Annotated in this window: 11 protein-coding genes; 3 read left to right on the top strand and 8 right to left on the bottom strand. The window is 64.2% G+C overall.

Going from position 1 to position 13,350, the window contains the following annotated elements:
* Positions 1-7 precede the first annotated feature (7 nt).
* Positions 8-106, bottom strand: coding sequence for a C2H2-type zinc finger protein (locus NGM29_RS16505; RefSeq protein ID WP_254157729.1), 99 nt, complete (start codon positions 104-106; stop codon positions 8-10).
* A 321-nt stretch (positions 107-427) separates the two neighbouring features.
* Between NGM29_RS16505 and NGM29_RS16500 the strand changes: the two genes are divergently transcribed.
* Entirely contained in the window at positions 428-910 is a 483-nt protein-coding gene (locus NGM29_RS16500) for a hypothetical protein (RefSeq protein WP_254157727.1), read from the top strand.
* 355 nt (positions 911-1,265) lie between these two features.
* On the opposite strand, the gene NGM29_RS16495 is transcribed toward NGM29_RS16500, so the two are convergent.
* On the bottom strand, positions 1,266-2,417 hold the full coding sequence (locus NGM29_RS16495; protein WP_254157725.1) for an acyl-CoA dehydrogenase family protein: 1,152 nt from the start codon (positions 2,415-2,417) through the stop codon (positions 1,266-1,268).
* 114 nt (positions 2,418-2,531) lie between these two features.
* Here NGM29_RS16495 and NGM29_RS16490 point away from each other — a divergent pair, with 114 nt between their 5' ends.
* Together NGM29_RS16490 and NGM29_RS16485 are read left to right on the top strand one after the other, a co-directional pair.
* A complete protein-coding gene (locus NGM29_RS16490) occupies positions 2,532-4,505 on the top strand; it encodes a 3-hydroxyacyl-CoA dehydrogenase/enoyl-CoA hydratase family protein (RefSeq protein WP_254157723.1) in 1,974 nt (657 codons plus the stop codon).
* Positions 4,506-4,624: 119 nt separating this feature from the next.
* On the top strand, positions 4,625-5,008 hold the full coding sequence (locus NGM29_RS16485; protein WP_254157721.1) for a hypothetical protein: 384 nt from the start codon (positions 4,625-4,627) through the stop codon (positions 5,006-5,008).
* On the opposite strand, the gene NGM29_RS16480 is transcribed toward NGM29_RS16485, so the two are convergent.
* From NGM29_RS16480 to nuoL, 6 genes are all read right to left on the bottom strand, one after another.
* Positions 4,996-5,541, bottom strand: coding sequence for an NUDIX domain-containing protein (locus NGM29_RS16480; RefSeq protein WP_254157719.1), 546 nt, complete (start codon positions 5,539-5,541; stop codon positions 4,996-4,998). The genes NGM29_RS16485 and NGM29_RS16480 overlap by 13 nt on opposite strands.
* An 83-nt stretch (positions 5,542-5,624) precedes the next feature.
* On the bottom strand, positions 5,625-6,431 hold the full coding sequence (locus NGM29_RS16475) for a CBS domain-containing protein (protein ID WP_254157717.1): 807 nt from the start codon (positions 6,429-6,431) through the stop codon (positions 5,625-5,627).
* 111 nt (positions 6,432-6,542) lie between these two features.
* A complete protein-coding gene (locus NGM29_RS16470; protein WP_254157715.1) occupies positions 6,543-8,138 on the bottom strand; it encodes a DHH family phosphoesterase in 1,596 nt (531 codons plus the stop codon).
* A gap of 41 nt (positions 8,139-8,179) precedes the next feature.
* On the bottom strand, positions 8,180-9,787 hold the full coding sequence (locus NGM29_RS16465; RefSeq protein WP_254157713.1) for an NADH-quinone oxidoreductase subunit N: 1,608 nt from the start codon (positions 9,785-9,787) through the stop codon (positions 8,180-8,182).
* Complete coding sequence (locus NGM29_RS16460; RefSeq protein WP_254157711.1) at positions 9,787-11,313, bottom strand: complex I subunit 4 family protein; 1,527 nt, start codon at positions 11,311-11,313, stop codon at positions 9,787-9,789. The genes NGM29_RS16465 and NGM29_RS16460 overlap by 1 nt, the downstream gene beginning before the upstream one ends.
* Positions 11,310-13,346 carry an NADH-quinone oxidoreductase subunit L gene (gene nuoL / locus NGM29_RS16455; RefSeq protein WP_254157709.1) on the bottom strand — a complete coding sequence of 679 codons (2,037 nt, stop codon included), beginning with the start codon at positions 13,344-13,346 and terminating at the stop codon, positions 11,310-11,312. Before nuoL ends, NGM29_RS16460 begins: the two co-directional genes overlap by 4 nt.
* Positions 13,347-13,350 lie beyond the last annotated feature (4 nt).

Below are 13,350 nucleotides of genomic sequence, written 5' to 3'. Positions count from 1 at the left end.
TGGACGACTACATCTCGTCCCGGTGTTCCTCCTGGTTGTGTTCCTGTAGCTGTTCTTCGCTATCGAACGTTGCTCCACAGAGGTTGCATTCGTGTTCGTCTGCCATGGTGCGAGGTAACTGGCACCACTCGGCAGTAAGTAACACCGGCCGTCGGTCGCAAGCACGACCGTCGTCGATTCCGTAGACGGGTGCTCGGCTTTTTTGTTGCACCCGCGACTACCGTCGCTCTGGTTCCCTCGTTCTAGTCGGAAAGTTGAGCCACCACACCGCGTCGCGATACGACAGTGGCAGCCGTCCAGAGCGGACTGGTCGTTGCTCCCGTCGAGAAGCGAGTGCTCGATGGGGGAACGTGGATCGACACTGGGAGATCGTAACGGCCCCCCTCGAAAGAGGGTTGTCGTTGGTTCGCGTAGTAATAACGAACGCATGAGCGATCGTGAATGGTTCCGGGGACTCTGGACGTTCTACCTCGAGTACACCAGAACGGGGATGCACACGGCGACCGCGGCGGCGTTCGCCATCTTCGCGCTCCTAGTGTTCGTCGATTCGCTCTTCGCCGTGCTCGCGATCGGTGTCTACGTCGTACCGCCCGTGGTGTTCTACGTGCTTGAGCGGGATCCGTCGATAGCCGATGACGTGGGCGAGAACGAGAGGGAAATACCGCGTGAAATGGTCGCAGACAGCGGTGTCGATAACCGGGCCAGGGGTGATGGCGATACTGACAGCGACTCGGATTCGGATACGGACAGCGACGGTGGTGATACGGATACCGACTCTGATTCGGACAGCGACGGTGGTGATACGGATACCGACTCTGATTCGGACAGTGACGATGGTGATACAGACACGGATTCAGATAGTAACGACGGTGATTCGGACTCCGATTTCGATACGTCCTCACTGGAGTAATCGAACGTTCCCGACTCCCGGCTCGAGAGGCGATGTAATCGTAACCGAACGAGGCGGTAGTGGCCGAGCACGCGACTCGAGCGACAGCGAGAGGCGGGTGCTCCAACGGAAACGCGCGCGTTTCCGAGCATCGCGAACGCGTCGCGTTCGCTCAACGGGGACGGGCAGGCAATAAAAGGAGATTCACCGCGAGCGAACGCAGTGAGCAAGCGGGCCGACGACTCAGGTGAAGTGAACGGAGTGAACGAAACAGAAGGAGGAGTGCTTTTGGTCCAGCTTTTGCCGAGTGTCAGCGCGTCGTGCGCCAGCTACGCTGGCGTCGACGCGTTAAAAACGCAGTGCAAAAGGTGGGTCTCTAGAACCCTTTCCCGAGCATCTCGCGGGCGATGATGTTCTTCTGAATCTCCGTCGTGCCCTCGTAGATCTGGGTGATCTTCGCGTCGCGGTAGAGCCGTTCGACGGGGAAGTCGTTGACGTAGCCGGCGCCGCCGTGGATCTGGACGGCCTCGTCGGCGACGTCGACGGCGACGCGGGAGGCGTACTCCTTGGCCATCGACGCCAGTTGGGTGATGTCTTCGCCCTGGTCGACGTTCCAGGCGGCCTTGTAGGTCAGGTTGCGGGCAGCCTCGGTCTTGGTCGCCATGTCGGCGAGTTTGTGCTGGATGGCCTGGAACTCAGAGATGGACTTGCCGAACTGTTCGCGGTCCTGGGCGTACTCGAGGGCGGCCTCGGTGGCCCCTTTGGCGATGCCGACGCCCTGTGCCGCGACGGCGGTACGGGTCTCGTCGAAGAACTGCATCTGCTGGAGGAAGGCGGCGTCTTTCGTGCCGACGAGGTTCTCCTCGGGGACGCGCACGTCGTCCAGGATCACTTCGGCGGTGTCCGACGCGCGAATGCCGAGTTTGCCGGTGATCTTCTCGGTCGAGACGCCGTCGCGGTCGGTCTCGACGATGAACTGGCTGAAGCCGTTGTAGCGGCCCTCGGCGTCGGGGTTCGTCTTCGTGAGGACGACCAGGAAGTCGGCGACCGTGCCGTTGGTGATCCACATCTTGTTGCCGTTGATGACCCACTCGTCGCCGTCCTTCTCGGCGCGCGTGGAGACGGAGGAGACGTCCGAGCCGGTGTCGGGTTCCGAAATCGCGGCGCCCGAAACCGCTTCACCCAGCGCAACGGGCTCGAGGTACTCCTCTTTTTGTGCTTCGGTCCCGAAGTTCATGATCGCCTCACAGCCGAAGGAGGTGGCGACGATCGAGAGCGCGATGCCGGGATCGACGGCGAACAGTTCCTCGGTGATGATGGCGGTGTCGAGGATCGAGTAGCCCGCGCCGCCGTACTCCATCGGGATGTAGGCGCCGGTCAGGCCCATCTCGGCGGCCTTCTCGACGATGTCGTGGGGGTACTTCTCTTCGACGTCGTACTCGGTCGCGACTGGTTTGATCTCGTTTTCGGCGAAGCGCTTGACTTCCTCACGGATCTGTTGTTGTTCGTCGGTGAGTCCAAAGTCCATGGCCCTAGGTTCCTGCCTGAACGATAAAGAACTTTGTAACCGGAACTAAACTCGAGAACAGTTGTTCCTGTCGAGAGGGAAACGTTGAAACGGGTGCCAGACGCATACGTGTGCATGGAACTGGAGGATATCAACACCATCGCAGTTCTCGGTGCGGGGAACATGGGCCACGGCATCGCCGAAGTGGCGGCGCTCGCCGGCTACGACGTGAACCTGCGCGACATCAACGAGGAGTTCGTCCAGGACGGCTACGACCAGATCGAGTGGTCGCTCGGAAAGCTTGCCGAAAACGACCAGATTACCGACGAAGTCGCCGACGACACCCTCGAGCGGATCACACCGCTGGTCGACGTGGAGGAGTCGGTCGCCGACGCCGACGTCGTCATCGAGGCCGTTCCCGAGAAGATGGACATCAAGAAGGACGTCTACGGCGAGGTCGAGGAGTACGCGCCCGACCACGCCATCTTCGGGACGAACACCTCCTCGCTGTCGATCACCGAACTGTCGGAGGTCACCAACCGACCCGAGCAGTTCTGCGGGATGCACTTCTTCAACCCGCCGATCCGGATGCCGCTGGTCGAGGTCATCTCCGGGGCTCACACCGCCGACGAAACGCTCGACCTGATCGAGGCGCTCGCCGAGGACGTCGACAAGTCGCCGGTCCGGGTCCACAAGGACAGCCCTGGTTTCATCGTGAACCGCGTGCTCGTCCCGCTGATGAACGAGGCCGCGTGGATGGTCTACGAGGACGAGGCCACCGTCGCCGAGGTCGACTCGACCGCGAAGTTCGACATGGGGCTCCCGATGGGCCTGTTCGAACTCACCGACCAGGTCGGTCTCGACGTGGGCTTGCACGTCCAGGAGTACATGCACGAGACCCTCGGCGAGGCGTACGCCCCGTGCCCGATGACCGAGGAGAAAGTTGAGGCCGAGGAACTCGGGAAGAAGACCGGCAAGGGCGTCTACGACTACGAGGACGGCGAGGGCGTCCAGATCCCGACCGACGAGGGCAAGGAGTGGATCTCCGACCGCCTGCTCGCCGTGATGGCCGACGAGGTGGCCCAGCTGATCGACGACGACGTGGCCGGTCCGGATGCCATCGACGAAGCGATGAAACTCGGCGCGGGCTTCCCGGACGGCCCGGCGAAGATGGCCGACGCTCGCGGCCTCGCCGACCTGTTCGAGGCCCTCGAGGACGCCTACGACGAGAGCGGTGCGGCCCGGCACGAACCCTCCGACGCGCTCAGCGGGTTCGTCGACGAGGGCGGCTTCTACGGGCCGAGTGAGGACGACGGCGAACTCGAGTTCGAGACCATCCGCCTCGAGTACCCCGGCAACATGGTCGGCCACGTCGTCATCGACCGGCCCCACCGGATGAACACGATCAGTTCGGAACTCCTCTCGGAACTGAGCGAAGCCATCGACGTCCTCGGAGACGACGACGAGGTGCGGTCGATCCTCATCACCGGCGAGGGCGAGAAGGCATTCTCCGCGGGCGCGGACGTCCAGAGTATGGCCGCGGGCGGGGCCGACCCGATCGGTGCTATCGAACTCTCGAAACAGGGTCAGGACACCTTCGGCAAGCTCGAGTCCTGTGACATGCCCGTCGTCGCCGGCATCGACGGCTACTGCCTCGGCGGCGGGATGGAACTGGCGACCTGCGCCGACATCCGGGTCGCCTCCGAGCGCTCGGAACTCGGTCAGCCAGAACTCAACCTCGGGTTGATTCCCGGCTGGGGCGGCACTCAGCGGCTCAAGCACATCGTCGGGGAGGGCCGCGCAAAGGAGATCATCCTCACGGCCGACCGCTACGAGGCCGAGACGATGGAAGACTACGGTTTCGTCAACGAGGTCGTGGGTAACGACGAACTGCTCGAGAAGGCCCTCGACCTCGCCGAGAAACTCGCCGGTGGCCCGCCGATCGCTCAGCGCTTCACCAAGCGCGCGATGCTCGCCGGCCGCGACGACACCGACGCGGGGCTCGAACTCGAGGCCGCGGCGTTCGGCCACCTGATGGCAACCGACGACCTCATGACGGGGATTACCGCGTTCATGAGCGGCGAGGACGCGGAATTCGAAGGCAAGTAAGCCGTCGGAACGGCATTCGAGCGATTCGTGTTTTATCGGCGCTTTGGGACCGTGCTCGAGCGAGCGCGAAGCGTCAGTTGTCCAGAATATATTCATCGCTGTGATGTAGATGATTTAACATGAATCCCCGCTCTCCAGCCCCTCGCTCTACTCGGTCGTCGACGAACGCGTCGTACGCTAGCGGGTCGTCCCGACCGCTCGGCATCTCGATCATCTGCGTCCTCGGCGGCCTCGGATTCCTGTTCGCCTGGATTCCAATCCTCCAACTGCTCGCCTACGGCGGCGTCGGTACGCTCCTCGCGTTCGTGTTCACCGTCGTCAACGTTGGCATGCTGGCAGTCCTCGTCGGCCTCTGGAACATGGAGGGATGGGCGCTGACATGGGCGCTCGTCCTCTACGGGCTCAGTGCACTCCTGGACCTGGTGACGCTCAACGTCATCGGCCTGCTCATCTCCCTCGTGATTCTGGCCTACCTGCTGAGCGTGAGCGATCAGTTCGCGTAACGCTCGAGGAGCCGCTGGAGTTCAGGTTCCATCGGCACATCGTCTAGTGCTGTGGGCTCGAGCCAGACGTACTCAGATATGGGCTCGTCGTCGTTCGGGTTCGCCTCGATGTCTACTGTTCCACCGACTACCGCACACTCGAAGACTACGGAGACGGTGCCCTGCTCGCCGTCAGCCCAGGTGTGGGCGAACGCCTCGAGGGGGTCGCCGATTGCGACCTCGAGGCGTGTCTCCTCGTACACCTCGCGGACGAGGGCGTCTCGAGGGTCCTCGCCGATTCGCGCTCGGCCCCCGGGGACGCCCCATATTGGCCCGCCCGGCATGTCGTGTTTCAGGAGGAGGTAGGTGCCGTCGTCCTCGATTAGGCCGCGGACGGAGGCGTCTGCGTGGACGTGGTCGTCGCTGCCAGCGTCGACGTCGACGTCGATGGAGCCGTCAGTGGTAGTCGAACCGTCAGCGGTAACAGGGTCGTCGCCGACACCGCAATTGTCATTTTCGGGGTCAGGTGGATCACGGAAACCGTCCTCTCGCATACTCGAGGACGACGCGGCGTGGACAAAATTTTGCTGATCGATGAGTTTCGTTCCTGGCCGCTCGCTGGTCACTCACTGCTCGCTCACTGCTCGCTCGACTGCAATCGCTTCGTCGTCTCCACCAGCGGATGTCTCGCGTAGTCGACCACCTCGATGTCGCAGATAGATTCGAGCCCCTCCTTTTTCGCCGTTTTGGCCATCCCCAGATCGAGGCGCTGGTCGACCACGATCACGTAGGCGTCCATCTCATCGAGGTCGATCCGATCAGCGGCCATCACCCGGTGGTGGCCGTCGGCGAGCAACAACTCGCCGGCGTTGTCGATGACGACGAGGGGTTCGGCCAGTCCTCGCTCGAGTTCGTACTTTCGCCCCTCGAGTTCGTCCGCGTATACTCGACCCTGAGTCGGCGTCAGGTCGGACAGCGTGATCATCCGGCGCTCCTGGCGCAACTCGACCTCGTGGATGTTCTCGAGGGTCCGCATGAGCTTCCCGACCTTCTCGGGGGTCGCGCGTTCGATCTGGCTCCGGATCACGTCGGCGTTCGCGATGATCCCCACGAGGTTGCCGGCGTCGTCGACGACCGGGAGTTTCTGGATCCCCGACCGGAGGATCACTCTGGCGGCGTCGATCACTTTCATGTCGGGGTGGGCGACGATCAACTCGCGGGACATCACCCGGAAGATCGGGGCGTCGTCGTCGGCGAGCAGGAGGTCGCGCGCGCTCACGAATCCCTCGACGCGGCGGCGATCGCAGACGGGGAAGCCGCTGTGTTCTTCGCTCTCGGCGATCCGTTCGGCGACCGAGGCCACCGTCTGGTCGGGCGAGACCGTCACCACGTCTCGCGTCATGTAGTCCTTTACGCGGGGTTTGCTGTCGGTGACGATGTCCATGTCCGTTCATCGTCGGCCGTCGTAAAAAACGCTCCTCTCTGCGGTTCGCCTCATTGGCTCGTCGGGCTCGCGCGTGGACACCGTCGATACAGGACAGGCCTCGAGCCCCGCTCACCCGTCGCGTTCGGCGTCAGCTTCGATTTGCTCGTCCAGGATGGCGCTCGAGCCGAACAGCATCTCGCTGGTCTGGCTGTAGATGCCGACGGGGGTTCCTGGCTGGGTATCCACCGCCTCGAAGAAGCGGTCCGTGATTACCTCCTCGACGATATTCAGGATGGACTCGCGCTCGGTGCTCTCCTCCATGTCGCCGAGGACGCCCATCTCGAGCTGGGCCCCGGCCATGTCGGCGTGCCCGCCGGCGCTTCCGATCTGGTCGAACGCGTCGCGAAGCGTCTCCCCGAGGTCGAGGTCGTTCCCACGTGAACGAGCCGAGACGAACACCATCTCGTCGCGAAAGCCAAAGACCAGGGTCGTGTCGACGCCATCCATGGCGAGCAGTTGGTCGGCTGCCTGGGGCAGTGCGTCGCGGTCGGTGATGCGGCCGGCGCTGGCGGCGATCACCGATCCACGCTGGACGCGGTTCTTGATCGCTCGCGCGACGGTATCGAGGGTGTCGCCCTCCACGGTCGGGTACTCGATCTTTCGAAGCGTCGCGAAGTCGACGGCGTTCCAGAGCGTCGCGGCGGCCTCGAAGTCGGGTGGTGAGATTTCCCGGGTGAAGTCCCTGGTATCGACGCGAATCCCGTAGAGCAACGCCGTCGCGATCTGGCTGTCGACGTCGATCCCGAAGTACTCGAGGTACTCGGTGAGGACCGTACTCGTCGCGCCGACGCGCTGGCGGAGGTCGTAGAACTCGCCCGGGACCGGGCCGCGCGGCGGATGGTGGTCGATCACGATGTCGATATCGAGGTCGGCCGGGAGCTGGTCGTTCACGCCGGGCCGGGAGTGGTCGACGAGCGCGAACGCGTCGTATGCCTCAAGGGAGTCCGTCGGCTCGAGCGTGCGAAGGTCGAGATCCAGCAAGTTAACCATCGCCCGGTTCTCCTGGTGGGAAATCTCGCCGTAGTAACAGGCCTCGGCCTCGACGCCGACGCTCTCGGCGAGTTCGACCAGCGCGACGGCGCTCGCGATGGCGTCCGGATCGGGGTTGTCGTGTGCGATGACGGCGAGTGTCCCCGTGATCTGAGAGAGGTGCGCCCGGAGTTCGATCGCCTTCTGGGCCCCCTGGGAGACCGTTCGCTCGGCGACCCACTCGACGACGGTTTCGATCGAATCGACGACGTGGGTCGCCTGACGCTCGATGGCCTGCCTGTCGGCCCGGCGGTCCGCTTCGGACTCGCTCTCTCCCACGTACGCCACGAATATCGCGTCGGGAAATACCTCACGCGCCGTCTCGAGCGTCCGCCGGTTCTCGCCGCTGTCGTCACTGGCGACGAACACGAGGTCGGGCGAGCCGGATTCGAACTCCAGCTCGAGACCTTCGAGAAGCGACCGCTCCGACGGCTCGCCCTGACGAGCCCGCACGTTCTCCTCCCGAAGCGTCTCGACGACATCGGCGTCCCTCGAGACGACGAACAGTTTCTCGCGGTCGCGCGCCCTCGTGGCGGAGCCAGCCGTCGATCGAAGGGGTGGCGGTGCCGAGTCCGGCTGCCGCTCGACGACGCGTTGTCCGACGTCCCCACATCCGAGGACGAGCCGGGAGATCATACCGCGGATTTCCACCGAACAGGGTAAAAGCTACCGGGTATTCAGGAGACAACGACCGCACTCGCCGCATCGATCGCGAGGTCCGCGACCGGCCCGAAGCCGGGCAACAGGACGAGCGTCATCACGGCCGCGAAGACGATGGCCGCGTACAGTCCCGTCGGCGAGCCGCCGAAGTCCCGGTCGACGCCCGAGACGGGGTCGTCGATCCAGACGGCCTTCACGAGCCGCGAGTAGTAGTACAGTGACAGCGCGCTGTTGATCACCAGCGTGGCCGCGACGATCAACATCGCGGGGTTGGCCGACGCCGCCTCGAGCGAGCCCGTGAACAGGAAGTACTTGCTCCAGAAGCCGCCGAAGGGCGGGATACCGGCGAGGCTGAACATGAACACGGCCAGGGCGGCACAGGCGACGGGCGCCCGGGTCGCGAGGCCGTTGTAGTCCTCGAACGTCCGGCCGACGCCCCAGTATTCCGCCAGGGCGACGAACAGGAACGCGCCGGTGTTCATGAAGCCGTAGACCAGCAGGTGCATCATCGCGGCGCCGAGAACGAGTTCGCCGCCGTCGACGGTGAGTCCGGCCAGTCCGATCAGCGCGTAGCCCGCGTGTCCGACCGAGGAGTACGCGAGCATTCGCTTGACGTTCTCCTGGGTGGCTGCCGCGAAGTTCCCGACCGTCATCGTGGCGATGGCCAGGATGATGAACGCGTGGGTCCACTCGAGGCCGATGATCTCGGCCGTCGCCTCGAGCGGGAAGGCCGTCGTGAACACACGAAAGAGGATCACGAAGCCGGCGGCCTTCGAGGCCGAGGAGAGGAACGCCGAGATCGGTGCCGGCGCCCCCTCGTAGGCTTCCGGCGCCCAGAAGTGGAATGGTACGCTCGAGGTCTTGTACGCGAAGCCACCGATGAGCATCAGGAGTCCGAGTCCGAGCAGGCCGCCCATTTCGGAGACGTCGTGGCCCGACCCCGGCTCGGCTTCGCCCGTGACGACGTCCGCGATGGCCTCGAGTTGCAGGTGGCCGGTGACGCCGTAGACGAGGCTGATCCCGAAGACGAAGATAGCCGAGGAGAACGCGCCGATCAGGAAGTACTTCAGACCGGCCTCGACGCTCCCGCGGTTGGTCTTGAGAATGGACACGAGCGCGTAAGAGGGGAGACTCGCCAGCTCGAGGGCGAGGAAGATGGTGACGAGGCTGTTTGCAGCAGCCATCGTCGACATCCCGGTCGCCGCGAGCAAGAGCAGCGAGTAGTACTCGGCCTGGTAGGTGTGTCCGGCCATGTAGTCGTAGCTCGCGATCGCCACCATCGCGGTGACGACGGCGACGACGATCATGAAGAACAGCGCCATCTGGTCGACGACCATCTGGCCGCCGAAGAGGTTGATGGCGCCGGCCCCGGCCTGGGACTCGCCGACGACGAACCAGAGGTCGTAGCCGGCGTCGGCGTTCTCGGAGCCGGTTCCCGCGACGGCGAACCAGACCGCGATGGCGAGCGAGACGATCGCGCCGATGGCGGCGATGCCGGCGAGTGCCGGACGGTTTGTCGACCGCGGGCTGATGCTGTCGAAGACGAACAATACCATGGCGGTCAGGGCCAGCACGAGCGTCGGTGCGAGTGCGAGCCACTCCGCCGGTATGAGTGCGTTAACCATCAGGCACCACCTCCCTGTTCGAGGATCGGATCGACTGCGTCAAGGATCATGTCGAAGATCAACTCCGGTGCGACGCCGAGGGCGATGATCAGCCCCAGCAACACGAACATCGGTGCGACGTCGTGGAACGGCGCGCGACCGATCTCGTAGTCGGTCTCGAGCCGGAAGGGGCCAAACAGCGTCCGCTGCATCGCGAACAGCAAGTAGCCGGCGACGATGACGATGCCGAACATCGCCAGGCCGGTAAACAGCGGTGCGTACGTCAGTACCTCGGAACCGAAGGTCCCGAAGAAGATGAAGTACTCCGCCGCGAAGCCGCTCATCAGCGGCAGGCCCATGTAGCCGAACGCGCCGGCGATGAGGATGCCGACGGCGATGGGCATCTTGTCGGCCATCCCGGACATGTCGGTGACCATCCGGGTGTGGGTGGCGTTGTAGATCACGCCGACGGCCATGAACATCAGGCCCGAGATCAGGCCGTGGGAAACCATCTGGAAGGTCGCGCCGCCCACGCCGAAGTGGGTGAACGCGATCAGGCCGAGGATCACGTAGCCCATCGACGAGACCGAGGAGTAGGCGACGATGCGCTTGAGGTCCGTCTGGGCCAGCGCCAACATCGCGCCGTAGATGACGCTGATGACGGCGATGGCCGCGATGGGAATCGCGTACATCTCGACCTGTTCGGGGAACATCGTGAAGTTGAACCGGAGCAGGGCGTAGGTCCCCATCTTCAGCAGGACGCCCGCCAGGAGCACCGACGCCGGCGTCGGTGCCTCGACGTGAGCGTCGGGCAGCCAGGTGTGGAACGGCACCACGGGAACCTTCACGGCGAAGCCGATGAACATCGCGATGAACACCAGCGAGGAGACCGTGCTACCGGCGACGCCGGCGAAGCCCTCGGGGCCACCCGCGAGCATCGCCTGCGTAATCTCCGTGAGCGCGAACGACGAGACGTCGAGACTGAAGACGAGCGTCATGAACGCCCCGAACATCAGCAGAGAGGCGACGTTCGTGTAGACGAAGAACTTGATTGCGGCGTACTTCCGGCGTGGACCGCCCCAGACCCCGATCAGCAGATACATCGGGATGAGGACGGCCTCCCAGAAGATGAACCAGACGAAGAAGTCCAGCGCGGCGAAGACGCCGATCAGGTTCGCCTCGATGAACAGGATCAGGCCGTAGAACTGCGACTGGCGGGTGTCGATCGGCGTCCAGGAGCTCAGGATCGCCAGCGTCGAGAGGATCGTCGTCAGGACGACCAGCGGCAGGCTGATACCGTCGAGCCCGACGTACCACGAAATCTCGTAGGCGCCGAGTTCGATCCAGGTCGTCCGGGATTCGAACGCGAGCGTGCCGCCGTCGACTAACGCGTTCCCGCTGCCATCGAAGGCAGTGAACAGCCAGACCGACAGCGCGACCGGCACGAGGCTGATCGCGAAGGCTAGTTTTCCGGCGATACGGTTGGGCGCGAGGAACGTCACTAGCGCGCCCGCAAACGTGACTGCGAGTAGCGTCTCGATCATCATACGAACCACCCTCCGAGCACGCCGAGCACCACAAGCAACGCGATGAACCCGACGATGATCAGTGCCGCGTAGTTCGTCACGACACCGGTCTGCAACCGCTTCACGCGGCTTCCGCTAAAGAGGCTCACGCTCGAGACGCCGTTGACGACGCCGTCGATGACCGTCTGGTCGAACCGGTCGGCGGCTCGAGCCAGCGGCAGCGTGAACTTCTCGGCGAGCCAGACCTGGTACTCGTCCTGGTAGTAGTTGCTGCGCAGGACGGTTCGCGCGCTGCCCAGGTTCTGGGTGTGCGGGACCGGGTCAGGCACGTTGTACAGGATGTACGCGAGTCCGGCGCCCGCGAGCGCGAGGCCGAGCGAGAGGCCGGCGCCGAGCAAGAGCGTAATCGTCTCGGAGCCGATGTAGCCCTCCTCGAACGCCACCATCTCGGTGTAGTGGTGGTAGGTCAGGTCGGTAAACCCGCCGTACTCGCCGTCGAGCCAGAACTCGAGGAACGTGATCTCGGCGCCGGTGAGCTTGTAAATCGGCGCGAGGTTGGCGGCGCCGGCGACCAGCGCCAGCACGCCCAGCGTCGCGAGCGGGATTTTGATCGGCAACCCGACCGGGTGGGGGTTGCGCGCCGTGTCCGACCGGGGTTCACCGTGAAAGGTCAGGAAGACCATCCGGAAGGTGTAGAAGCCGGTGAAGAACACGGCGATCAGCCCCATCGCGTAGGCCACGAGGAAGACGGGTTGCTCGAGGCCGACGATGAGCGCGTCGTAGAGGATCTCGTCTTTCGACCAGAAGCCCGAGAACGGGACGATGCCCGCAAGCGCGAGCGCGCCCGCGAGGAACGTGTAGTAGACGACCGGGGCTCTGTCCTTGAGCCCGCCCATCTTCCACATGTCCTGTTCGTGGTGCATGAGGACGATGACGGCCCCGGCGCCGAGGAAGAGGAGCGCCTTGAAGAAGGCGTGGTTCATCAGGTGGAAGACGCCGGCGACGTAGCCGCCGACGCCCAGTCCGAGCATCATGTAGCCGTACTGGCTGATGGTCGAGTACGCGAGCACCTGCTTGATGTCGTCTTTGACGACGCCCATCGTCGCGGCGAAGAGCGCGGTGAAGCCGCCGGTGAAGGCGATGACCGCGAGCGCCGTCGGCGACTGGGCGTAGAAGCCGAACATGCGGGCGACGAGGTAGACCCCGGCGGCGACCATCGTCGCGGCGTGGATCAGGGCCGACACCGTGGTCGGACCCTCCATCGCGTCGGGCAGCCAGGTGTGCAGTGGGAACTGTGCGGACTTCCCGATGACCCCGCCCAGGACGAGCAGGCCGGTGATCGTCACCCAGGTCTCGGCGTCGAAGCCGAACAGGGTTTCCTCGTTACTGATCGCCTCCTCGGCGGCCGCGACGAACGAGCCATCGCCCTGGAAGGCGAGGGTGCCGAAGGTCGCGCCAATGGCGACGACGCCGATGAGGAAGAAGTAGTCCCCGAAGCGTGTCACCAGGAACGCTTTCTTCGCGGCCGACGGCGCGGATTCGGTGCGGAACCAGAAGCCGATGAGCAGGTACGAACAGAGTCCGACCAGCTCGAAGAACATGAACGCCATCAGCAGGTTGTCCGCGACGACGAACGCGAGCATGCTGAACGTAAACAGTCCCAGCTCGGCGTAGTAGCGTCGGAGCCCCGTTTCGCCCTCGGCGTTCATGTAGCCGAGACTGAACAGGTGGACGAGGAATGCGATGAGCGTCACGATGACGAGCATCAGCGCCGACAGCGGGTCGAGCAGGATGCCGAACGTGAACTCGATCGTTTCTTCGCCAGTCTGACTCAGCGCGTCGCCGGCCACCCACGTGAAGTACGTCTCCTGTCGCTGGCCGCCGGTCGCGACGCCTGCCAGCACGAAAAGCGACAGGACCAGCGACCCGGCGGTCGCGACGATGCCGGCGAGCGCGCCCTTCTTCGGCATGTAGTCGCCGAAGAGCAATGCGACGACGAACGCCGCGAGCGGCAGGAGGACGATTGCCGGCGCCAGATCGAATGCAGTTTCCATAGAA

The organism is Natronosalvus rutilus, assembly GCF_024204665.1.
GTDB lineage: Archaea > Halobacteriota > Halobacteria > Halobacteriales > Natrialbaceae > Natronosalvus > Natronosalvus rutilus.
Note: the sequence above shows the minus strand (reverse complement) of the source record. Positions and strands in the feature narration are given on the sequence as shown.